The sequence below is a fragment of the Cyanobacterium sp. HL-69 genome (genome assembly GCA_002813895.1).
Classification (GTDB): domain Bacteria; phylum Cyanobacteriota; class Cyanobacteriia; order Cyanobacteriales; family Cyanobacteriaceae; genus Cyanobacterium.
The window spans coordinates 1,012,016-1,036,742 of the sequence record CP024912.1; the positions used below are offsets into that span (position 1 = coordinate 1,012,016).

General features: G+C 38.2%; 22 protein-coding genes, 2 pseudogenes and 1 riboswitch. Of the genes and pseudogenes, 8 read left to right on the plus strand and 16 right to left on the minus strand.

Annotation, left to right across the window (positions count from 1 at the left end):
* Positions 1–98: 98 nt before the first annotated feature.
* Together AA637_RS04580 and AA637_RS04585 are read left to right on the plus strand one after the other, a co-directional pair.
* Complete coding sequence (locus AA637_RS04580) at positions 99–515, plus strand: hypothetical protein (protein WP_446684087.1); 417 nt, start codon at positions 99–101, stop codon at positions 513–515.
* A 166-nt stretch (positions 516–681) separates the two neighbouring features.
* Positions 682–1,539, plus strand: coding sequence for a carbonic anhydrase (locus AA637_RS04585; protein ID WP_446684088.1), 858 nt, complete (start codon positions 682–684; stop codon positions 1,537–1,539).
* A 72-nt stretch (positions 1,540–1,611) separates the two neighbouring features.
* On the opposite strand, the gene AA637_RS04590 is transcribed toward AA637_RS04585, so the two are convergent.
* The 6 genes from AA637_RS04590 to AA637_RS04615 form a co-directional block, all read right to left on the minus strand.
* Entirely contained in the window at positions 1,612–2,364 is a 753-nt protein-coding gene (locus AA637_RS04590) for a hypothetical protein (RefSeq protein WP_446684089.1), read from the minus strand.
* Positions 2,365–2,589: 225 nt separating this feature from the next.
* Positions 2,590–4,605, minus strand: coding sequence for a ribulose bisphosphate carboxylase small subunit (locus AA637_RS04595; RefSeq protein WP_446684090.1), 2,016 nt, complete (start codon positions 4,603–4,605; stop codon positions 2,590–2,592).
* 126 nt (positions 4,606–4,731) lie between these two features.
* Entirely contained in the window at positions 4,732–5,040 is a 309-nt protein-coding gene (locus AA637_RS04600) for a EutN/CcmL family microcompartment protein (RefSeq protein ID WP_446684091.1), read from the minus strand.
* Between the two features lie 15 nt (positions 5,041–5,055).
* A complete protein-coding gene (locus AA637_RS04605) occupies positions 5,056–5,403 on the minus strand; it encodes a carbon dioxide-concentrating mechanism protein CcmK (protein WP_069790047.1) in 348 nt (115 codons plus the stop codon).
* A 59-nt stretch (positions 5,404–5,462) separates the two neighbouring features.
* A complete protein-coding gene (locus AA637_RS04610) occupies positions 5,463–5,774 on the minus strand; it encodes a carbon dioxide-concentrating mechanism protein CcmK (protein ID WP_015221526.1) in 312 nt (103 codons plus the stop codon).
* Positions 5,775–5,850: 76 nt separating this feature from the next.
* Complete coding sequence (locus tag AA637_RS04615) at positions 5,851–6,162, minus strand: carbon dioxide-concentrating mechanism protein CcmK (protein WP_069790048.1); 312 nt, start codon at positions 6,160–6,162, stop codon at positions 5,851–5,853.
* Between the two features lie 553 nt (positions 6,163–6,715).
* On the opposite strand from AA637_RS04615, the gene AA637_RS04620 reads away from it, so the two are divergent.
* Complete coding sequence (locus AA637_RS04620) at positions 6,716–7,855, plus strand: DegT/DnrJ/EryC1/StrS family aminotransferase (RefSeq protein WP_446684092.1); 1,140 nt, start codon at positions 6,716–6,718, stop codon at positions 7,853–7,855.
* A 26-nt stretch (positions 7,856–7,881) separates the two neighbouring features.
* Here the strand turns inward: AA637_RS04620 and AA637_RS04625 are convergent, their stop codons facing one another.
* Positions 7,882–9,465 carry an Hsp70 family protein gene (locus AA637_RS04625; RefSeq protein ID WP_446684093.1) on the minus strand — a complete coding sequence of 528 codons (1,584 nt, stop codon included), beginning with the start codon at positions 9,463–9,465 and terminating at the stop codon, positions 7,882–7,884.
* A gap of 190 nt (positions 9,466–9,655) precedes the next feature.
* The gene (locus AA637_RS04630) at positions 9,656–11,716 is read right to left on the minus strand and encodes a thioredoxin domain-containing protein (RefSeq protein WP_446684094.1); all 2,061 of its coding nucleotides are present in this window, start codon (positions 11,714–11,716) and stop codon (positions 9,656–9,658) included.
* Positions 11,717–11,859: 143 nt separating this feature from the next.
* Here AA637_RS04630 and AA637_RS04635 point away from each other — a divergent pair.
* From AA637_RS04635 to AA637_RS04650, 4 genes and pseudogenes are all read left to right on the plus strand, one after another.
* Positions 11,860–11,949: pseudogene (locus AA637_RS04635) on the plus strand (IS982 family transposase); the annotation flags it as partial.
* A 70-nt stretch (positions 11,950–12,019) separates the two neighbouring features.
* The gene (locus AA637_RS04640; protein WP_446682652.1) at positions 12,020–12,316 is read left to right on the plus strand and encodes a transposase; all 297 of its coding nucleotides are present in this window, start codon (positions 12,020–12,022) and stop codon (positions 12,314–12,316) included.
* A gap of 5 nt (positions 12,317–12,321) precedes the next feature.
* Entirely contained in the window at positions 12,322–12,858 is a 537-nt protein-coding gene (locus tag AA637_RS04645) for a transposase (RefSeq protein ID WP_446684532.1), read from the plus strand.
* Positions 12,859–12,967: 109 nt separating this feature from the next.
* Positions 12,968–13,815: pseudogene (locus AA637_RS04650) on the plus strand (IS630 family transposase).
* A gap of 24 nt (positions 13,816–13,839) precedes the next feature.
* Here the strand turns inward: AA637_RS04650 and AA637_RS04655 are convergent.
* From AA637_RS04655 to AA637_RS04690, 8 genes are all read right to left on the minus strand, one after another.
* The gene (locus AA637_RS04655) at positions 13,840–14,046 is read right to left on the minus strand and encodes a hypothetical protein (protein ID WP_446684095.1); all 207 of its coding nucleotides are present in this window, start codon (positions 14,044–14,046) and stop codon (positions 13,840–13,842) included.
* 230 nt (positions 14,047–14,276) lie between these two features.
* Positions 14,277–15,384 (minus strand): peptide chain release factor 2 gene (gene prfB, locus AA637_RS04660; protein ID WP_446684096.1). Its coding sequence is split into 2 segments (ribosomal slippage): positions 14,277–15,311 and positions 15,313–15,384, totalling 1,107 coding nucleotides; the frame shifts between segments, so codons are not numbered across the junction.
* Positions 15,385–15,471: 87 nt separating this feature from the next.
* Complete coding sequence (locus tag AA637_RS04665) at positions 15,472–15,975, minus strand: NADPH-dependent FMN reductase (RefSeq protein WP_446684097.1); 504 nt, start codon at positions 15,973–15,975, stop codon at positions 15,472–15,474.
* Between the two features lie 169 nt (positions 15,976–16,144).
* Positions 16,145–16,771 carry a tRNA (adenosine(37)-N6)-threonylcarbamoyltransferase complex dimerization subunit type 1 TsaB gene (gene tsaB, locus AA637_RS04670; RefSeq protein ID WP_446684098.1) on the minus strand — a complete coding sequence of 209 codons (627 nt, stop codon included), beginning with the start codon at positions 16,769–16,771 and terminating at the stop codon, positions 16,145–16,147.
* Positions 16,768–17,598, minus strand: a complete 831-nt coding sequence (locus tag AA637_RS04675) for a hypothetical protein (RefSeq protein WP_446684099.1) — start codon at positions 17,596–17,598, stop codon at positions 16,768–16,770. Before AA637_RS04675 ends, tsaB begins: the two co-directional genes overlap by 4 nt.
* Before the next feature lie 10 nt (positions 17,599–17,608).
* Entirely contained in the window at positions 17,609–18,778 is a 1,170-nt protein-coding gene (locus AA637_RS04680; protein WP_446684100.1) for an FtsW/RodA/SpoVE family cell cycle protein, read from the minus strand.
* Positions 18,779–18,830: 52 nt separating this feature from the next.
* Positions 18,831–20,279: a DUF3084 domain-containing protein gene (locus tag AA637_RS04685; RefSeq protein ID WP_446684101.1), complete on the minus strand. Its 1,449-nt coding sequence runs from the start codon at positions 20,277–20,279 to the stop codon at positions 18,831–18,833.
* Between the two features lie 143 nt (positions 20,280–20,422).
* Positions 20,423–21,382, minus strand: a complete 960-nt coding sequence (locus AA637_RS04690) for a pentapeptide repeat-containing protein (protein WP_446684102.1) — start codon at positions 21,380–21,382, stop codon at positions 20,423–20,425.
* Positions 21,383–21,698: 316 nt separating this feature from the next.
* Between AA637_RS04690 and adhE the strand changes: the two genes are divergently transcribed.
* Complete coding sequence (gene adhE, locus AA637_RS04695) at positions 21,699–24,290, plus strand: bifunctional acetaldehyde-CoA/alcohol dehydrogenase (protein ID WP_446684103.1); 2,592 nt, start codon at positions 21,699–21,701, stop codon at positions 24,288–24,290.
* 181 nt (positions 24,291–24,471) lie between these two features.
* Positions 24,472–24,619, plus strand: a riboswitch (cobalamin riboswitch).
* Positions 24,620–24,727: the final 108 nt, after the last annotated feature.

Genomic DNA, 24,727 nt, shown 5'->3' on the forward strand with positions numbered 1-24,727 from the left:
TACATTTAGAGAATTTAATTTGAAGACAAGGATAGATATAGGCAAAACGAGAAAAACATCTAAAATAGTCTCATTAATTACTAATATGTACTTTGATTATGATGAATGCAATCAAGAAAATATTAATTGGTTTTTTTCTAATCATCGGTTTACCCATAACTTCCTTAGCTCTTTTTCAAATAATTGATAGTAATACCGCTCAAGATGACAGAGAAGGGGCGATCGCAGCTTTATTTATTCTCGGTTTACCTCCCACAGGTATCGCTACTTACTTAATCTTGGATTTAAAACATAATCAAAGAAACAATGTTGACAAAAATAAAATTGATAAAGAACAAATATTCTTGCAGATATTAGCAGAAAATGAAGGAGAAATAACGGTACTAAAATTTGCTTTACAAGCTCAATTACCCGTAGAAAAAGCCAAAGAATATTTAGATAATAAAGCTCAAGAGTTGGACGGTAATTTTTCAGTAAATGATCAGGCAGGAATAGTTTATAAATTCTATATTTAAAACATTTTTTTATTAAATAACCTTATTTATTGACTTCCCCTAAAATAAGTAATATTTATTACTATCCCAAGGAGATGTAAATTGTTCATGTACCCTTGGTAAGGTATAATCAGACACGGTCATTACAACGAGATAAAAGACACGAGAGCATAGCTAAAGAGAAACCATGAAAAAGCTGATCGAAGGACTACACCGCTTCCATGCTGGTTATTTTGAAAGCCACAAAGAATTATTTGAAAAACTTTCCCAAGGACAACATCCCCGTATTCTCTTCATTACTTGTTCTGATTCTCGTATTGACCCCAATCTTATCACCCAAGCCAATGTAGGTGATTTGTTTGTAATTCGTAACGCAGGAAATATAGTGCCGCCCTACGGTGCTACCAATGGAGGAGAAGGGGCATCCATTGAATATGCCATCACCGCCCTTGGTATTGAGCATATAATCGTCTGTGGTCATTCCCATTGTGGAGCGATGAAGGGTTTGTTAAAAATGTCTAAGCTAGAAGACCAAATGCCTTTGGTTTATGAATGGTTAAAACAGGCAGAAGCTACCCGTCGTCTTCTAAGAGATAATTATGGAGATCTTTCCGATGAAGAAGTTTTACCCATTGCGATCGCCGAAAATGTCCTCACTCAACTAGAAAATTTAGCCACTTATCCCGTCATCAGAAGTAAACTATATCAAGGTAAATTAGCACTTCATGCTTGGGTGTATAACATTGAATCTGGAGATGTCCTCGCTTATGATCCCCTTAGCCATGATTTTGTTGATTTAGAAACTAGAAACGCTCCCCCTGAATTTATATATGATCTAAAACCCACTAATTATTATCGTAAGGTATCTGGCAATCTTGCGGATAAAACTGATAATTCCCATGGCAGTCAAAATACTCCCAAATCCTCACCAATGAGCAAACAATTACAAGAAACCAATAAGATTAACACTGTCGCAGAAAACTATCCTCGCTCTAATCGTCTTTCTGCCGAACAAGCCGAGCGTATTTATAAAGGCTCTTATTAGTAATTGATAATGGGATATAGGTAAAAATTGGGGCATTTAAGTAAGAGTGAAAAACGCTCTGGCCCTTTGTTTTTAAGTGTGTTGAGGGGGTATATTTTTTTCAGGGAATAGGGTGACGAATAGTCTGTTAATATAAAACTTTCCTGCGACTTCTTGGGAGTCTGATTTCACTATACCCCAAGGATCTTCATCGGTTCTGGTTGGCTCTTGATTTTCTTCTTTATTTAGAATATCTTCTGGGCTTTCTTGGTTATCTTGACTATCTGGGGAAGTGTTATTATCTATTTGATTTTGGGGCGTTGGAATAGATGGAATTTTGTTTCTATACTTGTTAAGATGCTCTTGTTGTTTCTTGGCATCAGTTTTGGCTTTGTCGGATTCTGGGGCGGTGGTAATTTCTTGATTTTCCTCTAATATATCTTCTGAAGGGGTAGAGGATTCGGGAATAGTCTCACTTTCTATGGTAACAGTTCTGGAGCGATCGCCCTTTACCGTACCAGAAGGAATCACGTTCAAAGGCTCAATATCTGTATTATAAATCGTTACCGCCGAACCGATAGACACTTGATTACCGATGATACATTGCCCAAAAATAAGACAACCAGCCCCCAAAATGGCATTGGCTTTAATTTCTATGGTAGCGTCAGGAAAAGCAGTAATAATAGAACCCATGCCCAAGCACACACCCCCATGGATGATGATTTTTGACCCCTCGGGAGCATTTATGATCACACCATCAGCAATTACCGCACTATCATCAATGGTGACATCGCCTCTGATTTGAATATTTTTAATGGTGCTTGGTTGCAGAATGGGTAATGACATTCGAGCTAAATTATGTTTTTGAACTTTAAAAAAATGAAATATAAAAGGTATTAATTAATAATTAATATATATTGAAATAGATTAGAAAACTAATATTTTTGATAGAAACTAAATTTAAATTTACTTTATTTATTGCCTAGAAATAGCTTTTAAAAATTAAAAATTGATTTTATCCCCCTCATTATTATCAACTAATGAGCAATAATTGAGAGGGGGAAATAAAAACTACGGGCGCTGGATAATAGCTTCCGCTACACGTTTTCTGGCATCGGTATCAATACCAATCATACGGACATATTCGCCGTCATGGTCTTGAAGACAACCTTCTAAGGCTCTGATAACCTCAGATTCGTTGGTGCTATCGATGGGAGAACAACTCTGCCAAGATTTAGCCTTGAAACGGCGCACGGTGGCGTGTTCAGTACCAATTTTATAACCTTGGGATAAGAGCGATCGCAACTGCTTAAGTACATCATCCCCTAAACGGCTACTAACGGTATGACCATTACGACCATTAGAAGAAGCCACCGCAGCAGCGGGACGACTAGCACCATTGGCACTAGGAGAAGTTCTTACAGTGTGAGCTTCAGGGGTGTCTCCAGGCCGCTGGATCATCATTTCCAATACACGACGTTTAGCTTCGGCGTCAATGCCAATCATGCGCACATATTCTCCTGCATGATCTTTCATACAACCCTCTAGGGCCGTTAAAACATCCCGTTCATTGGTTGCCTTGATAGGAGAACAACTCTTCCAAGACTTGGCTTTAAAGTGGCGTAGATCAGCGTGTTCAGTACCAATGTGATAACCCTGACTCAACAAAGAACGCACCTGTTGCACCGCATCAGCACTTAAGCTAGTGGCCACCGAGCCACCATTACCATTACTACGAGGGGCATGGCTCGCGCCATTACTACCCCCAGAAGCGGACTCCCCCGGGCGCTGGATGATGGTTTGGGATACCCGTTTTTTCGCTTGAGGATCTACCCCAATAATACGCACGTATTCCCCATCAAACTCTTTGAGATAACCCTGTAAGGTTTTGACTGCCTCATTCACAGAATTGGTGGTAATACTAGGAGCAGTGATCCAAGATTTTGCCTTGAAGCGACGTAGATCTGCGTGTTCTACCCCAATGTTAAAACCGCCCTGTATGAGCGATCGCACTTCTCCACTAATATCAGTACCATTGGCCGCCACCACAGAAGCACCACCGCCATTACTACTAGCCTGAGCCACCGCAGGAGCGACGGAAGTAGTATTTAAACGGGAAGGTTGCCCGGGGGTATCATCGGGGCGCTGGATAATAATTTCTGCCACCCTTGCCTTTGCCTGGGTATCCACCCCAATCAAACGAACATATTCCCCTTGATGTTCATTTAAAAAACTTTCTAAGTGCGCTAAAACTTGGGCTTCTTGGGTGCTATTGTCGATGGAACCAGTCAACCAAGACTTAGTTTTGAAACGACGTACACTCGCATACTCCACCCCAATTTTATAACCCTGTCTGAGCAGAGAACGAACTTGATTTACTATATCTGTATTTAAACTCATATTAGTTACTGATTGATAACTATTACTATCTTGATTATTATTATGATTAGACGAAACAGAGACACCCTCAGTGCGGAAACTTGCCATACAAGCATCATTTTCAGCACAAAGATAACCCTGTGCCAAAGCCTCATTGACATGAACTACATGGGCCGCAAACTCCTTGTCTTCAGGTTGAATATCAGGAAGACGATCAGCTTGTTGTTGATTAGTAATAATTGACCCCGAAGGAATGTACTTTCCTGGGGGAATCTCCACATCCTGAATCAGTACGTGCATCATTACGATACAACCATCACCCACTCTGGCATTAAAAATTGTGGAACGAAACCCGATAAAACAATTATTACCCACATAGGCAGGTCCATGAATTAAACATAAATGAGTAATACAAGTTTCCTTACCAATCCAAACTGAATAGTCTTTGCCATCCTCACCCCTGACTCGACCTTTTTCCAAACCATGAATTACCACCCCATCTTGAATATTGCTATCATCACCAATATAAAAGGGAGTACCTTCATCCGCACGAATAGAAGTACCGGGGGCTACCATCACATGGGAACCCACCGTCACATCACCGATTAGATTAGAAAAAGAGTGAACATAGGCAGTTTCATCTACCCTCGGCTCGGTCAAATTCTTTGACCAAGGAGTAGGGGGCGCTGCCATTCTAGGGACGCGCATGAAAACCTCCATTTTTTTATACTACGATCTGTTATGAAAGGACAAAAGAGGTTAACAAGTTCCCTGTTATTCTTCGTTAGTCTCCTTGTCCTCGTGGTGTTGAGAAAGGAAAAAGGCAGTAGATTATTAATACATTCTCTCCTCATCTTTCTTGCTATAGAGCGTTCCTGATGCGACTGTAACTGTATCAATAATGCCCACCACCATGGCATCTACAGGACGATTTTCTTGCCCTGCTTCCTTTCTTGCCGCACTGCCCCTAGTCAGTAAAACCCACTCATGAATCCCCGCACCAACAGTATCCCCGGCCACCTCATAGGTAGGAAGAAGATTACCCTCAGCGTCTATTAACTGAACCAAGAGAAGTTTTACCCCAGTCAAATTCCTTGACTTAAGATTACTAACGACCGTACCGCATACTTGAGCTATTTGCACTTGATTAACCTAAAATTATGGTCTTCTGTTGCCGCCTAAAGGACGGGGATTGATGCTTTCTCTGAACTGCTCAACTTCTTCGGTATAACGAATAGGTAATACATATTCGAGGTTTTCGTGGGGACGAGCAATGATGTGGTGAGATAATACCTGACCACCATTTACTCTTTTTACATTGTCAATACCCGCAGAGATTGACGCTTGTACTTCGGAGACATCTCCTCTGACGATAACAGTCACACGACCACTACCGATTTTTTCATAACCCACAAGGGTTACACGGGCGGCTTTCACCATGGCATCGGCGGCTTCTACCACTGCTGGAAACCCTAGGGTTTCAATCATTCCTACTGCAATTGACATAATCGTTACTTTTTGTTGTTTTGACTGACACTATGATGTTTGTAGGTAGCTATTAAAAATTAATAACTACGGAATTGTTCTACTTCTTCGGTGTAACGGATAGGTAAAACGTATTCGAGGTTTTCGTGGGGACGCGCAATGATATGAGTAGAAAGCACTTGACCACCGTTTACTCTGTTAGCACCTTCGATACCTGCAGCGATGGAGGCTTGTACTTCTGATACGTCTCCCCTAACGATAACAGTTACACGACCACTACCGATTTTTTCATAACCCACAAGGGTTACACGGGCGGCTTTCACCATGGAGTCAGCGGCTTCTACTACTGCGGGAAACCCTAGGGTTTCAATCATTCCTACTGCAATTGACATAATTAATAGTTCCTATTTTTGTATTAATTTAAGTTAAAACTACTTATTGTTTTGGTAGTTGAATTAAGGTTTTTCTTTAATAGCTACGGAATTGCTCTACTTCTTCGGTATAGCGAATGGGTAAAACGTATTCGAGGTTTTCGTGGGGACGAGCGATGATGTGGGTAGAAAGTACTTCTCCACCGTTGACACCATTGGCTCTTTCAATCCCGGCGGCAATAGATGCCTGTACTTCTGATACGTCTCCTCTGATAATGACGGTTACACGACCACTACCGATTTTTTCATAACCTACAAGGGTTACACGAGCGGCTTTCACCATGGCATCAGCGGCTTCTACCACTGCTGGAAACCCTAGGGTTTCAATCATTCCTACTGCAATTGACATTTTTGGTTTTTGTTATCTCCTAATTCTGTATGTTGTTAAAATTACCATTAAAATAGGACTTTTGTACTACTTTGTTTGACAGCTTATCCCTTTGTATGGGAAAACACTCTAGTTGAGCAAAAAAAACTAAGGATGTTTAATTTTTTTTGTTTGATAATTCTACTTTGATGTCAGAATTTTAATTTTTATCTAACATAAGCATAAACAAGGGTGGTACGTTTGACAAGATAAAGGATGATGATATTTATTAATCTTTTCCTTAATGATTTTTAATGACTCTTAATTTTTCTGATTAAATCTTAACTTTTTCCTCTGCAGGATAATCTAGGGTTACAATTTAACAAAAGTCTCGGAAAAGTTTGACTTTATTTTGCTACATTTAAATAAATTTTTGTAACGATATTGTTATTTTTTAGATAATATGTGGTATTTACTTGTCCTGATTTTATGTCAATGTTTATGGGGCAAGAATAAATGTTAATTTATCGGTTTCTCCGCAAGTAATATCTTTTACTATTAGGGATCAATTAATGAAAATATTTTAATGGGCTTCATGAATAATCTAAATATTCCCTTTGTGGATTTGTCTTGGCAAAATGAGCCTTTGATGGGGCAAATTGATGTAAGTATTCGGGATGTGATGGGACGAGGGGATTTTATTTTGGGTAAGGAGGTAAGGGAGTTTGAGGCTAGTTTTGCGCAGGCTTGTGGTGTGGGTTATGGCATTGGGGTTGGTAGTGGTACAGATGCGATCGCCCTTGGACTCAGAGCTTGTGGTATTGTGGAGGGGGATGAGATACTTGTTCCAGCTAATACCTTCATCGCTACGGTTATCGGGGTAATCTTGGCAGGGGCAAAACCTGTATTAGTGGATTGTGATATTAACACCGCCCTCATTGATTTAGAATCGGCACAAAAAGCCGTTACCAAGAAGACAAAAGCTATATTGCCAGTGCATTTGTATGGGCAGATGGTATCACCCCAAAAATTACAAGACTTTGCCCAGAGTAATAATTTAATCATCTTTGAAGATAGCGCCCAAGCCCACCTTGCCCAACGGGAAGGAAAAACAGCAGGAAGTATTGGTTTAGCTAGTGCTTTTAGTTTTTATCCGAGTAAAAATTTAGGGGCTTTTGGTAATGGGGGCATGGTGGTTACAAATAACGAAGAAATCGCCCAAAAAGTACGCAGTCTCAGAAATTACGGTGCGCCTAAAAAATATTATCACACGGAATTTGGAATCAATAGCCGTTTAAATACTGTGCAGGGGGCGGTATTAAAAATTAAATTACCCCATTTACAAAAATGGAATGATTGGCGCAATCAAGCGGGGGCAAAATATGACCAACTTTTACAACCCTTGGCGCAATATGGCATCACTCCCATTAAAAATGTGGTGGGTAAGGGGCATATTTATCATCTGTATGTTATTAATATAAAACCTTCTGAGGTTTATGATCGCAATGTAATTCAGAATAAGTTAAATAAAATAGGTATTGAAACGGGTATCCATTACCCTATTCCTTGTCATTTACAACCTGCCTATGGTTATTTGGGTTATCAAGAAGGGGATTTTCCTAATGCCGAAAGTCTTTGTGATAATATTCTTTCTTTGCCTATGTATCCTGGTATTAAGGATGAACAGTTGCAGATGGTATCAGATAAAATTAAAGAGATAATTATAAGTGGTTAGTAGGTAATGGTTTGGGGGCAAGAAGTTTAACTAAGTTGCGCAACGGCACAGTTATCAAGTAAGGTTTCGTTCGTTAACAAGTCTTCCACGGTGATTTTGAGGGTACATTGTTCATCTACGATAAATAATACCTTAATTCGATCGCTCCCAGGGGTACCCACAGGATTTAAAGGGGCGATGTTTCTTCCCCCTTCTTTATCATTAAGGGGTTGCACGGTTGTATTACCATTGCTTACTTGTTTTGTTACAATGCGATCGCCATCAAAATAAACTTCGGTGCTAGTGGTTTCCTGCCCCAATTCCCCGATAATTAATTCAATACTAGGTTGGTTTTCCACCGATGCCCCAAGGTATAGGGGGATAGGATTGCCCATGGGGTAGGGTTGCCCACTGGGGATAATGGTATGCCAGTCATGGCGACTTTTACGGCGATTCCAGTAACGGATACCGTAGCTATGGTAAAGAAAGTCTTTTACTTGTAAGCCTTGTTCGATTTTTAATGCACCCATGGCAATGGCGGAAAAGGGGCGATCGCACTTTATCTTTTCTGGGTTAAAATATTGTTGTAACCAAGTTTGTAGGGCTGGAATTTGACTACCACCCCCCACCAATAGCACTTTATCGATATTTTCTCTAACTACTCCATTTCGTTGGGCTTGTTGTAAAAGGTTATTAATGAGATTATCTAATTGCTCAAAAAATTGATTTTCGTTTAATATTTGCTCAAAACTTTTCCTATCTAAAGATAACTCATAGGTTTCTAAAGTGCGATCATTAAAATAAACTTCTTCAGCAGTTTCTTCCTCAGATAATTTAATTTTTATCCTCTCAGCCAATCGACTAATTAAACTTGATTTAGGTATATCTTTTTCCTTGTGGAAATAATCCATCAACCAGTTATCTAAATCAGCACCCCCTAAATTCATTCCAGCCTTAGCAATTACTTTGGCAACTTTATTTTTTTGAGCCGAGCTTTTACCTAATACCTTTTCGCCCCATTTCAAAATAAATCCTTGGGCTTGGTTACTTTTTCCTAACTCTAATTGTACTAAAGAAAAATCAATAGTTCCTCCCCCAAAATCTACCACTAAAATAAAATCATCATCTTGGGTTTCATAGCCCAAAGCTGCTGCGGTAGGTTCATCAATAATTCTTACCTGCTCAATTTCCCACTTCTGACATACCTCTGTCAACCAATTACGATAACTTTCAAAACTATCTACAGGCACAGTAATAATTAATGAATCTGGCTTTTCTGACAACTCTTTTAATATCCCCGATAAGAACCATTCTCCTACTTGTTCAAAGGTAATATTCTGTTCGTCTAATTGGGGTAAAAAACCTTGAATATTGGAACCAATACCCCTTTTGAAATTTTTAAAAAATCGTTGATTATTACCAATATCTAAACCATTATCTCTTACTTTTTGCCCTATTAATAAATCTTTATTTTGGGCATCTTTAACATATACTAAACTAGGAATTAATTCTGGATTAATAGCAGTTTGTTGAGCAATTTTTGGTAGTTTAATTACTTCTGTTGTTTGGGTATCAGGATCAAATTTTGCGATAACCGTATTACTTGTACCAAAATCAATTGCGATCGCCATTATGCTATATTCCGACAGGGTAAATTTTGTTTGTTTTATAAATATTTTAAATCATGATTACTTCAATTTATTAAAAATAACCCCTTAGCCTTATGATTCAAGGCACACTCAGATAAAATTACGAATTTATTTATTAAGTGATAAGGGGATAAAACCCCTGAGTGAAGACATAAAAATAAAAATAAATTTTTTATATACCCCCTGTAATACTTACTTGCTCGATAATTTGTTCCTTCGTCACAGCTGGTTCTAAACATGATAAACCACGACATACCAAACCAACACTATTATCAGGAATATCTTTACTAATACAAGGAACATAATTAGGTAGATATAATTTATTTAAATCTTCTAAAAGTTGCACATTACTTTTGACACTACTACCATCTAAAAACCATTTTAAACCCATAAATAAACTAGGACAACTAACGGGAGAATCAGTCATTTTTTCGGAGAATATCTTTAGGGTTTTTTCTGCCTTATCAAAATATTTTAAATTATCAGTCATTAATCCTAATCTAACGAGATTAGCTACAGCTACACCGTTAGGAGAAGGGGTTGCATTATCGATATAACCCTTTTCTTTGATCAGTAAATCGTTACTATTATCATGGGCATTGTTATAATATCCACCATCCTCTTGATCATAACAATAATGGTCAAATTCTTCTTGTACTTTGATAGCTTTTTCTAACCAATAATTTCCTGCATTGAGAGAATTTTGTTGTAAATCTAGGAGGGCTTTAATCAAAAAAGCATAGTCTTCTGATTGAGCCAATGTACTAACTTTATTACCATAATTTAAACGGTGTAATCTTTGATTTTCCCATTGATTTTTGAGGATAAATTTAACAGCAGTTTCCGCTAAATCTAAATACTTACTATCTCCAAAAACTCCATAAGCCCTTGCTAATCCTGAAATCATCAAACTATTCCATGCTACAATCATTTTTGTATCGGTGACAGGGGGAATACGCCCCAACCATTCTAGGGATTTGGCTTCGTCATTGTTACGGGCAGGGGCAAAGGTGGTTAATTTATCTGGTTTTTGCCCATAGCGCATGGTGAAAAGTTTATCGAGGGCGGTTTTAACTAGGGGGGTGATGGGTTTGTCAGGATGTTTTTGTAAGACGTTTTTCCCTTCAAAGTTGCCCTCATTGCTGATGGTGAATACTTCCTGAAAGGCAATTAATTCTTCATGACTAAGAATTTGTTGCAAATCGAGGTAATGCCAAACATAGAAATCTCCTTCTTCGGGCTCTTCATCTTGAATATTGGGGAAGTTATCGGCATCTTGGGCGCTGTAAAAGTAGCCTTCGGGAGCGCTCATTTCCCTTTCTAGCCAAGCCAGTGTGCCTTCACAGGCAACCCGATATTGGGTTTTTTCTGTGCCACTACTCCAAAGGTTGGCAAGGAATTCCATGATTAAACCATTATCATAGAGCATTTTTTCAAAGTGGGGAACTGTCCATGTAGAGTCCACGGTATAACGATGAAATCCTCCGCCCACATGGTCATAAATTCCGCCATTTACTAAGTCTATACCCCTTTGGATGCACAGTTCATGGGCTTTGTTGGCATTTTCGGGGGAAAGGGTATGGATACCTACTAGGGTGGTGTTGCTATAGGGCATCATGGGAAAACGAGGGCTACCGTATTCGTTACGGGCTAAAATTTTGCTATTTTTTTCTAGTCCTTGGCTGAGGAGTTTGGGGTTAAGGTGATTGCCTGGATTGGGTTTGAGGTTACTATTCTTTTCAAGAATGCCGACTATTTCTTGTTTAAGGGCGTTGAGTTTTTCGGTTTGTTGATGATAAAAGTTGTGGATGGATTCGAGGATTTGGAGGAAGCCGGGGCGCCCGTAACGGGGTTCGAGGGGGAAATATGTGCCACCATAAAAGGGTACTAAGTCATCGGGGGTAAGGAAGATATTGAGGGGCCATCCTCCTTGCCCTGTCATCATTTGTAGGGCTTGCATATAAATGCTGTCGATGTCGGGGCGCTCTTCTCTATCTACTTTGATGGCGATAAAATTATTGTTTAGGTAAAGTGCGATCGCACTGTCAGAAAAAGCCTCACCCTCCATCACCGTACACCAATGACAACTAGAATAACCAATGGAAAGAAAAATAGGTTTTTGCTCCTGTTTTGCCCTACTCAGGGCTTCTTCTCCCCAAGAATACCAGTCAATGGGGTTATGAGCGTGTTTGCGCAAGTAAAGGCTTTGGGCATGGAGAAGATGATTCGGCATGGGTATCACAGGCGTTATCGTTAATACTCTGATCCTATCAAAAATAAAACTAGGCGTACATGTAGTTAACCTGAGTTCGGGATAAGAGAAAGGACAAATAGTAAGCTAAAAGTAACCACAAATTTAAATTACTATATTGTCCTATGTCTAGTTTAGATGAATTATTCTGCCATGTCGATGATTGGGCTCAAACATTTGAGCCTTTATTTCAAAAACAACTTTTATCGAGTGGAGTTGGGAAACGTATAGAACCCATTTGGTATCTAGTAGAATATTGAGATGAAAACATAGAGAAATAGAAGGATGGCATATTCTAGCAGTCTAAGTGATGAAGAATGGGAAGTAATCAAACCTCTGTTACCAAAAAAGAAACGAACTTGTCCACCAAAGTGGTCTAAAAGACAAATTTGGGATGGTATTTTTTATCAACTCAAAAATGGCTGTAATTGGTCTGATTTACCCAAGGATTTACCGCCTTATTCTACAGTTTACTGGCATTATAAAAACTGGAAAAAAGAGGGTATCTTTGAAATGGTGATGTGTGAGCTTCATAAGCAACTAAGGGAAAAAGTAAAAAAAAATCCACTTGGACTCGATTAATAATCATTGATTCTCAAGCAGTACAAAATACTTGTAGTGCAGGAGTAGAGAGTAAAGGATTTTGTAGGTATAAACTCACCAATGGTATTAAAAGACATTTAGCAGTGGATAGTCTGGGATTTCCTTTTTTCACTTGTTGCACAAAGGCAAGTGTTTCCGATGATCGAGGATTAATCATGATGTTGAGTGAGAACATAGATTATTTTCGTGCCAAACCCATGAATGTTCATAAAATTACGATCCTCGTGGATTCGGGTTATCATCCTGATTTTATCATGAGGGAATTAGAAAAAGTTTATCCACAAATTGGAAAGAAAATTCGTATGGAAAAATCAGGCAAAATCTCTTCTGAACAAAAAAAATCAGAAGGAAAAAAAGGATTTGTGGTAGTCAAAGCAAGATGGATCATTGAAAGATCTAATGCTTGGATGGAAAGATGTAAAAATTTGGTCAAAAACTTTGAAAGAACCTTATTCAACTCCACCCAAAAAGTTAACTTATGTTTTATTCGATTACTTTTAAAAAGACTCACTGCTTCCTGAGATACCAAATGGGTTCTATACAGAATTACAGTTATAGTCACTTTACTTAAGTATGAACCAATCAAGGGTAAAATAATGGATGAAGTAATTATTTTTATATTTAAGTATAATGCCCCATGATATAGAATTAAGACAAAAAGTAATTGACTATGTAGAAAATAGAGGTAACGTAACAAAAGCATCGAGAATATTTGGAATATCAAGAGCATCAATATATAGATGGTTGAATAGAAAAGATTTAAGACCAACAGTGGTCAAAACTCGTCAAAGAAAATTAGATAAATCAGCACTATATGAAGATGTAGTGAAAAATCCAGATGATAAATTAATAGATAGAGCGAAAAAATTTGGAGTAACAATGTCAGCAATATCTCATGCATTCAAAAAAATGAACATAACAAGAAAAAAAAACAGTTACGTTATAGAGAAAGAAATAGAAAACAAAGAATAGAATACTTACAAAAATTAAGAGAATTAGTCAAAAAATACGGAAGTAAGAGTATGGTATTTATTGATGAGTCAGGATTTGAGGAAATAAGTACTTGCATTTATGGGTGGTCAAAAAAAGGAAAAAAAATTTATGATGAGAAACAAGGAAAACGAGGAAAAAGAGAAAATTTAGTAGCAGGAAGAAGAAAGAAAGAAAAAGATTTTATTGCTCCAATGATCTTTACAGGAAGTTTAAATGCAGAAAGTGTTGAATCATGGCTAAAAATGTATTTATTACCATCACTAAAACAATTTTCAATACTAATAATGGATAATGCACCAATCCACCGAAAAAATATGATAAAAGAATTAGTAGAAGAAGCAGGTCATCTAGTAATGTTTTTACCAACTTATTCACCAGATTTAAATGATATTGAACACGATTTTAGTGCTTTAAAAAGAGCAAAAATGTATAGCGATAGTACAATAACTTTAGATGAAATAATTTACAGTTATTGTACTAGCTAAATGTCTCAGTCTTATTTTGATTGACTATAATAATGAACCCAATGCCACTCTAAATGATTTGGCTGGTGCTCCTATTTTTTCCTCAAAAATACTTGCATATTCTTCTTCGTATTCTAACCATGGAATTATTTCACTCATTATTACCCAACGATTATTTTCATCTAGATGAAAATCTTCTTGGATTTTAAAATCTGATACTGAACAAAGTATTTGATTTGTTCTAATGTACATGGTCAAGCCGAAAAAACTTACTTTTTTCCTGATTTTAGCTCATTTTTTCACTTTTTTCTTCTCACATAATCCTTCTAACTATTGCTCTATCTTGATTCTGTTATTATTCAGCAGACTCTAATTAAATCGATTTAGGCAAAGGGTTTAAACCCCTTGTTCATAAGAGTCTTAATAAAATAAGAGCTATAATTAATTTCGCCAACTTACTTAATCCCTAACCCCTCTAATACCTAATTATTCTCTGGATTTTTTAGATATGCTTCAATAAAACTATCTAAATCACCATCCATAACGTTATCAATGGCAGTGGTTTCTACGTTGGTGCGTAAGTCTTTTACCATTTGATAGGGGTGGAATACATAGTTACGAATTTGCATCCCCCAAGCTGCTTCTACAATATCCCCTCGAATTTCGGCAATTTCTTTGATTTTTTGCTCTTGGGCAATTACCAACAATTTTGCCTTTAGTATAGTAAGGGCTTTCTCTTTATTTTGTAATTGCGATCGCTCCTGTGTACATCTTACCGCAATTCCTGTGGGTAAATGCACCACCCGCACCGCCGTTTCCACCTTATTTACATTTTGTCCACCCTTACCCCCTGCACGAGAGGTAGTAATTTCTAAATCTTTATCGGGAATATCTACATTAATGGCTTCATCTTCCAATAAAGGCATCACATCTACCCCCGCAAAACTGGTTTGTCTCTTACCATTGGCATTAAAAGGAGAAATGCGCACCAAACGATGGGTACCCTTTTCACCCCTGAGATAACCAAAAGCATAACGCCCCTCAATCTCTAGGGTAACGGACTTAATTCCCGCTTCGTCTCCCTCAGACATATCCGTTAAAGTGACTTTATAATCTTGGTTTTCAGCCCAGCGGGTGTACATCCTCAAGAGCATTTGCGCCCAATCTTGGGCATCTGTACCCCCAGCGCCTGCATTGATAGTCAACACAACCCCTTTTTGATCATATACCCCACTGAGTAGCTTACGCAACTCCCAACGGTCTAATTCTTGGGCTAGGTGAGTTAAAGTGTTTTCTGCTTCGGTAAATAATTCTACATCTTCTTCTAATTCTAATAACTCTAAAATGGCTTGGGTATCCTCTAAAGATTTTTGCCACTGGGTTATCTGGGCGAGGGAAGACTTTACCTCGTTTAAATCTTGGAGAGTTTTTTGCGCTTTGTCCGCATCATCCCAAAAATCAGGCTGACTGGCTACTTGCTCTAAATCATGGATATTAGCTTTAAGATTGGGTATGTCAAAGATAGTCCTGAGTTGTACTCAGGCGCTCTGTTATCACACTTATTTCTCTTTTTATATCTGCTAATTCCATTCTTTTTTTTGTGGATATTTTTTTTACTAGCTTAAGCTAAGAAGTTAGTATAACTCAGATTTTAATTAGAGTCTAGCAGTACAAAAATTAATTTCCCCAGCGTACTAATTGCTTGATTACCTCTTGGGCAGATTCGGGATTAAAGGCTTTATTTCCATTGGTTAAAATTGATCTTCCCACTACATTCATGCCAATGTATGATAACTGAGTCCTCATGGCGAGTAGTACATATTGCCCTCCTCCTCCGCTATGGGTGGCAATGGCCGCTGGTTTACCATTAAAGCATCCTCGCCAATCATCTGAACTAACGCTCAACCATGCGATCGCACTTGTTAAACTAGGAGGAATACCCCCATTATATTCAGGCGCCACAAATATCATTCCTTCAGTATTTGTAATGGTTTGATTGAGTTGTTTTATTTTCTCTGGAATACCCAATTTTTCTTGATTAGCGGGGGTATAGAGGGGCAAATCTTCCTGTACTAAATCAATAATCTGGGTTTTATTACCCATATCCACAGCAATTTTTTCGATTTGTTTTGCTAAGGCTAAATTTTTATTATTACTAGCTATAATAATGGAAATTTTCATGATTTAGATAATACTATATAACTTTTAATAATTATACCATTTATTACTCTCAATAAACAGATAATACTACTTTTAATCTTAATTCAAAAAAAATATTGTGTCTAACAATAATAGATAAAATTTTAGAAAATATTACCTTGAATATGATAAATTATTTATTCAAATAAAACTACTGATAAAAAGGTATTAAAGTTTCCCAAGAAGAAAAAACACCATTCAACATCTCCTGCTCATATTCAATATTAGCTAAACTCAAAACATTGTCACTATTTTGTCCTAAATTTTGCTCACCGACCACTAAAGAACAACTTTTGTTATATTGTTTCTGATAATCTTTCACCATGGTTTCCCATTCAGCATTTTTATATAATTTATCATCTACTACACTGCACAAATTTAAATTATTTTTGACCTTATAAATGCCACCAAAAACCTCATCATTATTAGCTCTCATTTGCACTAAAACTATTTCAGACTTTTTAATTTGTGCCTCTTGCCATGCTAAGGATTTGAGAGTAGAAACTCCATAAACAGGAATATTTAACTGTTGAGCGATAGTTTTTGCTGTAACAACTCCTATTCTGGTACTTGTAAAACTTCCTGGCCCTTTTGCCACTGCAATAAATTTAAAATCTTGCCATGTTAAAGGAGTGATAAAGTCAGCTAATATTAGATGTAATTGCCTTCCTAAATCTCTGCCTAAATTCCATGTTTGAGACTTTTTTTTACCTTGATTATCCACAAGGCTAATACCTAATTCTGGGCTAGTGGTGTGTAGAGCAAGTGTTGCTTTCATTCTGATAATTTTTCTGAGCTTAGATTTTGTTCTTGTAACTGTTGTTCAATAATTTCTAGTCTTTTATTTAAGTTATCATTATTTTGTAACAATACTTGATTATCGTTTTGTAGTGTCTGATTTTTTTGTTCTAATTCTCTTATTCGACTATAAAAACCATTGATAGTATTTTCTTTATTTCTCATTTGTTGAGATAATTGTTCTGTACGATTAATATTAGTAGAATTTAGTTGTCGAATTTCGTTGCGTAAACTTTGTTCTACATTTTCGATTTGCTCATCGGGGTTATGAAATAAGTTTAGGGAGATATTATTAAGGGTAAATAGTCCGATAATTGTGCCGATGGATAAGATACCAAATAGCCCTGCACTTAGATGTATTAGTTGTCTATTTTTGACGGACTGAGTTAATTTGCCGAGTAGTTGTAAACTCTCTTCGTCGTCAGGTTTGATTTCTAAACATTGTCTGATTCTCTTTCTAATTTTTTGCTCGTCTTCGGGATTATGGCTTTCTCGCCAACGTCCGAGGTATGATGAAATCAGAAAATGGATCATTTGTATGTTATAAGGATCAAAGGCTAATCCTTCTTCTAATTCATTAATGGCATCATCCCAGTGGCGTAAACCGAAATATCCTTTTGCCCGGGAAAAATTTGCTTGGGATTGGGTTTGGGCGAGGCAAATTTCTTCGGGGCTAATACCAACCTCGGATACTATCTTTTGCAATTCTTCGGGGGAAGGGATTTTGCGCCCTGATTGACATAATTCGGTAACTCGTTGGATATAGTCTTCGATGGTGTTATCCGAGGCGTTTTTTATATCTTCCATGGTGGTTAAGCTATTTTTCTGGGCTTAATTCTTGATTGTAGGTAGAAATTATGGCTTCTTCTGGTTCGACTTCTATGGCTACTCGAACTAAAAGGGATGCGAGTAAGATACTACTTAATACTGAGCTTCCTCCATAACTTAGCATAGGGAAGGGTACCCCTGTGGTGGGTAATACACCGACGGCTACTCCCATGTTTATCAGGGATTGACCAATGAGCATTACTATAGAGCCTAGGGCTATTAGTTTATTAATGGGGTGGCTAGATTTTAGTACCACAATCAAGCCCATGGTAGCATAAGTCCCTAAAAAGAGGAGAAGGGCGATCGCACCGATAAAACCAAATTCTTCTCCAAAAACAGCAAAAATAAAATCAGTATCCTGAAAAGGAAGATAAAATAACTTTTGTTGAGACATTCCAAATCCTAACCCGGAAAGCCTTCCAGAGCCAATGGCAATAATACTTTGCACTAATTGATAACCATCTCCCCTAGCATCGGCCCAAGGGTCACGAAAAGATGTTATCCTCTTCATTTGATACTCATTATTATTTACACTAATAAAAGCCATCACCAGCCCCAAAATAGCTACTCCAAATAATTGAGCTAAAGGCACTCCTGCCGCCAACGCAATTAACCAAAAAGTCATACCACATAGGGCAGTGGTACTTAAATTTGGTTGAACCAAAATCGCCACTAAACTAACGCCAAATATTAACAACCAAAACCCTTTAAACCACCATGTTTTGCGATCCCATGTACCAAAAACATAGGCACTTTGTATTACGATTAAGGGTTTTAAAAGCTCTGAGGGTTGGATTTGAATAGGGCCTAAACTTAACCATCTTTCCGCACCATTAACATTTACCCCCAAGCCAAAAATGGTTGCCAATACAAGTATTAAGACAAAACCATAACCATAGGGTGCAAATTTTAAAATTTGTTTGATGGGCATTCTATAAACGATTTTGCCCATTATCAAACCCAGATAAATCCATATAGCCTGTCGAGAAAAAATGTACCATCCATTACCATTATTGGTAAGAGAAACAGGATAAGAAGCGGAAAACAAAATCACTAATCCCAAGGACAACCAGATAAAAGTTAGCCATCGTATCAGTCTTGCCTCAAAGCACCACTTTTCAACTTCGTTATCATAAAAGGGAATCAAATGATGGAACATATACCCACAGTTTTGAAAAAATAGTAGTACCAGTATATCTTACTGGAAAATCCTAAAGTCTCATAATTTCTTGCCCTTGATACATAACCAATAGATTAACTTGTAAAGGGCCAGAACTATAGGTAGTATTACTAGCAACCGCCCTAATTTCATCCACTCCTTGATTAGAGCCTTCTAACTCCTGAATAAAGTTTACGAGGGAAATCAGTTGTCCATCACCGATGACAATGCGCCCCAATACTCCCTGCTGTCTTGCTCTAAATTGAGTTACTGAGAGAAGAAAGTCTAGTTTTTCCTGGACATTATTATTAGATATATCATCGGATTCTATGGCGGATAGTGCTATTATTTCATTCTTTTGATAGACTGTTTCATTAGGTGAAACATCGGTAAAAATTCTGACGGCTTCTTCTCCTTGAACATAGTTACCTGCAGCTAAAATTTGTATTAAATACTCTCCTTTTTTAGTTAGTTGACTTCGCATTTGTTCCACCTGAGCCGTGCTTATTTGTACAAATCTTCTACTGGATGATTCTTCTCCATAACCTAAAATTCTCATGGCTCCCCTATTGGCTTCATTGAGGACACCATCGATTAATTCTTCTAGGTTCGTGTTATCTTCAACCTTAACTAGAGTAATAGTTATTAGCTGTCCTCTCACTAGGGCGATCGGTCTTTCTCTTAGGTCTTGATAGGTGCGATAATATTGTTCTAATACTTGTATTTCTCTTTCAAAAAATTTACGATCTCTTTCTAGTTGAGATAATAATTCTTCTTTTTCTGTTAATGTTTGATCTCTCTGGGCGATCGCACTGTCTAAACTGCTAATTTGCCTATCTCGAAACTGAATTTCTGCCCGTAAATCTTGCTGTTGTTTTTGTAATTCTTGTAGGGTTGTTGACTGCAACGCCAACACTTTTTCCTGCTCACTAATTTCATCCAATCTTAAACTAAGTTCTTGATCTTTCTCTCTAATTTGTGTCTGTAAAGCAACACTTTCTTCTTGAATATTATTTTTTTCTTCTAATAGAGTTGCCCTTTCCTGCTCAATGGCTTGTACCTCCGCCGCTAAACTTTGGGTTTGCTCATATATTTCGTCCAATAACTCCTGAGTATCTGTTAATTCTTGCTCTGTGCTGAGTAAAATATTTCTGGCTTCCTCTTGACGCTGTTGGGCTTCCTCCAAATCCTTTGCTACCCTGCTTTTTTCTTCCGTCACCTGGGCCAACTCCTCTTCCACTTCCCGACGACGGTTAAGAATTTCATCTAACTGAAATATCCCTTGACGCAAAGAAGCACTAAGGGCGAATAGTATTCCCAAGGTAGAAGCGGAAATCGATATACCTGTAACAATAGATACTACAATCGCCGTTTGTTTGGGTCGTAGATTAAATAATCTTAACCGAGCTTTACCTACTTTCGTACCAATGCGATCGCCCAGGGCCGCAATTAACCCTCCCAATATTAACACCGCAAAAATTAGTACATAAGCACTGGTCATTATAATCCTCTATGATCAAAATCCGAAAACCGTTGAAACTTCTAAATCTTATAAATATTATACTCTAGGGGATCTCACAGAAAGACATATTTCGCAACAGTATGATGTTTGAAAGTAACAGTTAACTAAATGTAGCCCAAAAATTAAGGATGAGTAGAACCATCGGGCATAATAGTTTCCTTCAAATTAGCACCTCCCAAGGTACTATTTCTCAAATCCGCCCCCCTCAAATCCGCCCCTTCCAAATCCGCTTCCATAAAATTTGCCCCCTGTAAATTGGCACTTTCAAAAGTAGCCCCCTGTAAATAACCATGACTGACATAGGCATTTTCCAGATTAGCCCCCGACAGATTAGCCCCCCTCAAGGTAGCATGAACAAAAATAATTTGCCCCTTGCCTCCCGTCTTCTTTCTCAGGGGTGATAAAGTAAACCTTTTACCTCCCAAGCCGTGCAACACCGCCCCCGAAAAATTTGCCCCCCTCAAATTTGCCTTAGATAAATTCGCCTGATGAAGAAATAAACCCTCCAAAATGGAATTTTTCAAGTTAGCCTTTCTCAAATCCCCACGGCTAAAATTAGCCTCACTTAAATTACATCCTTCCAAATTAGAAACCGACAAATCTGCCCAATTAAAATCTGCTTCCATCAAATTTAAACCGCTCAAATCAGCTTCCGTTAAGTTTGCCCTAGTAAAATTTCCCCCCGTTAGAGTCGCCCCCGTCAGATTCGCCCCTGTCAAATTCGCCCCCATAAAATTGGCATTGGAAAGAAAAGTATTCGATAAATTGGCATAACTTAAATCTGCGTAGCTTAAATCAGCACTGTTGAGATTACTCCAACTCAGGTCACTGTAACTAAAATCCGTATGTTGTAAATTAGCGCCTATAAAACGAGAGCTAATAATTCTTGCGTTTACCAAGTCAGCATGGCTGAGATTAGCACCACTCAAATCCGTTGAGCTTAAATTACTCCAACTCAAATCACTATGATTTAATTCAATTTGAGTTAAATTGACCTGAATTATTTCACTGGCCGAAAGACTGAGACGACTAAATTCTCTTTGTCCCTGAGAATATAATCTTAGTAATTCATCAACGTTCATTATCAAAAGTAGTTTTACAAAAAAAATTTGTCAGTGCGATCGGCAATAAAAAGCAAAATTAGTTTAACATCAAATTATTATCTTAGCCCATAAACCATAAACCATAGATACCATTAATTACTCTTTGGCAATGCCATAAAAAGGAAAATAAAAAGTAATTGTGAAGGAAAGTTTATATTTCACAACAACACCCATGATTCAGATCTAAGATCAAAGTAGAGACAAGTAAAAAACACTTATTTAAAAATCTCTAATCAATTTTATTTAGGTGCTACTTGATAAATCTCTTTTTATCTACTTTATCAAGGAGTAAATTATGAATGATAATAAAAACCAATTAGCTCAACTAGAAGAATTAATTGCTAAAGTAAAAAAAGCACAAAAAATTTACGCAACATTTAGCCAAGAACAAGTAGATCGTATTTTTAAAAGAGCCGCCCTCGCTGCGAATGATGCCCGCATTCCTTTAGCAAAAATAGCTTGTGAAGAAACAGGGATGGGTATAGTAGAAGATAAAGTAATAAAAAATCATTTTGCCTCAGAAATTATCTATAACAAATATCGTGACGAAAAAACCTGCGGAGTTATCGAAAAAGATGATTTTTATGGCATAGAAAAAGTCGCCGAACCCATAGGATTAATTGCAGGAATTATTCCCACCACCAACCCCACTTCCACAGCTGTTTTTAAAACCCTTTTAGCCCTCAAAACTCGTAATGGAATCATTTTATCTCCCCATCCTCGGGCGAAAAAATGTACCGTAGAAGCCACCAAGGTTATTTTAGAAGCGGCTGTAGCTGCGGGCGCCCCTGCTGACATTATCGGTTGTATAGAAGAGCCTACCCTAGAAGTGTCTCAGGGGTTGATGCAACACCCCGAAATTAAGTTAATCCTCGCCACGGGGGGGCCTGGCATGGTGAAAGCGGCTTACTCCTCTGGACATCCTTCCCTTGGGGTGGGGGCTGGTAATACTCCCGCTTTTGTAGCCCGTAGTGCGGATATAAAAATGGCTGTTTCTTCCATTATGCTCAGTAAAACCTTTGATAATGGCATGATTTGTGCCTCTGAGCAGTCCGTAATTGTGGAAAATGATATTTATGACGAGTTTAGGAAAGAATTTGAGTTTAGGGGGGCTTATTTTACTACCCCGGAGGAAACGGAAAATTTACGGCAAGTGATCTTAAAGGATGGTCGTCTCAATGCAGAAATTGTGGGGCAGTCGGTGATTCAAATTGCGGAGTTGGCAAATATTGTTATTCCTCCGGAGAGTAAGGTATTGATTGCCGAGGTGGAGGACATTGGTATTAGTGAGCCTTTATCTTATGAAAAGTTATCCCCCATCCTAGCCATGTATCGAGCTAGAGATTTGGAAGATGGTACGGCTAAGGCGGCGAAGTTGGTGGAATTTGGCGGTAGGGGACATACTTCGGTAATTTATATTGCCCAAGATGATCATGACCATATAGAATATTTTGAAGCGAGGATGGAAACCAGTAGGGTATTAGTTAATACTCCTGCGTCTATGGGTGCGATCGGGGATTTATATAACTTCCGTCTCGATCCTTCCCTTACCCTTGGTTGTGGTAGTTGGGGGGGTAACTCCATCAGTGGTAATGTGGGGGTATCTCACCTTTTAAACGTGAAAACCATTACCGAACGTCGAGAAAATATGCTCTGGTTTAGGGTACCGCCGAAGGTATATTTTAAATATGGTTGTTTGCCCGTGGCGTTGGGAGATTTGGCAGGAAAACATCGAGCTTTCATTGTAACCGATCGCCCCTTATACGATCTTGGTATTACTAGCAAAATAGAAAACGTATTGGAACAGTTGGGCATCAGATTTGATGTGTTTTCTGATGTGGAACCAGATCCGAGTTTAAGTACCGTTAACCGTGGTTTGGAGCGGATGAATAGTTTTAATCCTGATGTGATTATCGCCGTGGGGGGAGGTTCACCCATGGATGCCGCCAAGATAATGTGGTTGTTGTACGAACATCCAGATATTGAATTTGAAGGCATTGCCACCCGTTTTATGGACATTCGTAAACGGGTATATGATCTCCCTCCTTTGGGGGAAAAAGCCATCATGGTAGCCATTCCTACCACCTCTGGGACAGGTTCTGAAGTTACTCCCTTTGCCGTGGTAACAGACGATCGCACAGGGGCAAAATATCCTTTAGCAGACTATGCCCTAACTCCGAATATCGCCATCGTTGATCCTGAATTGGTACTAAATATGCCTAAGAGTTTAACGGCTTTTGGGGGGATAGATGCCCTCACCCACGCCCTAGAAGCCTATGTCTCTGCCTATTCTACGGAATTTACCAGTGGTTTGGCACTCAAAGCCATCGGTTTAATTTTTGACTATCTCCCCCGCTCCTATAATGAAGGGGCAAAGGACGTTAAGGCAAGGGAAAAAGTTCACTATGCCGCCACCATTGCGGGGATGGCTTTCGCTAACGCTTTCCTTGGTATCTGCCATTCTTTGGCTCACAAATTGGGTTCTCGCTTCCATATTGCCCATGGTTTGGCTAATGCGCTGATGATTTCCCATGTGATTCGTTACAACGCCACCGATGCCCCTTTTAAACAAGCGATTTTTTCTCAGTACAAATATCCTAACGCTAAATATCGTTATGCTCAAATTGCCGATTACCTTCATTTGGGGGGTGAAACGGACGAAGAAAAAGTTGAGTTACTTATTGAGGCGGTGGAAAACCTGAAACGGGCGGTAAATATTCCAGCCTCCATTAAGGAAGTTTATTCAGGCACTGAGGAAGAATTTTTAGGGGCGATCGCCACTTTAGCAGAAGAAGCCTTCGATGATCAATGTACAGGTAGTAATCCTCGCTATCCCCTAATCAAAGACATGAAGGATTTATATATCACTGCTTACCATGGTCGTTAGTTTATTTCTCCCCAAGGTAAAAATTAAAGTAGGGTGGGCATTGCTCACCCATAGTCAATTATTATGATGAAGAAAAAATCATCAAAACAAAATCAATTACAGTTCAATTGTTCATGGTTAACTGTCAATTAATCATCAAAAAAAGCAGACAAGTGTAATTGCAAAAAAAGAATTAAGTATGCTATTATCTTAGTTATTCGGTTTTAATAATTGTAAAAAAATTATTGAACGTAAGGGGGAAAGACTGGCGAAAATCCAGCACTGTCCCGCAACTGTAATTGGTAAAACTTACCATAAGTCAGAATGCCCACCGATTATTAACCATGTTATTAAATTTATCTGCGAGGCACAGATGATGGTACTAAAACAGCACGTTTTCTTGTTCTATAATCATAATCACTGGTTAAATTATCAGTAGTAAACTGAAAAATATTAAA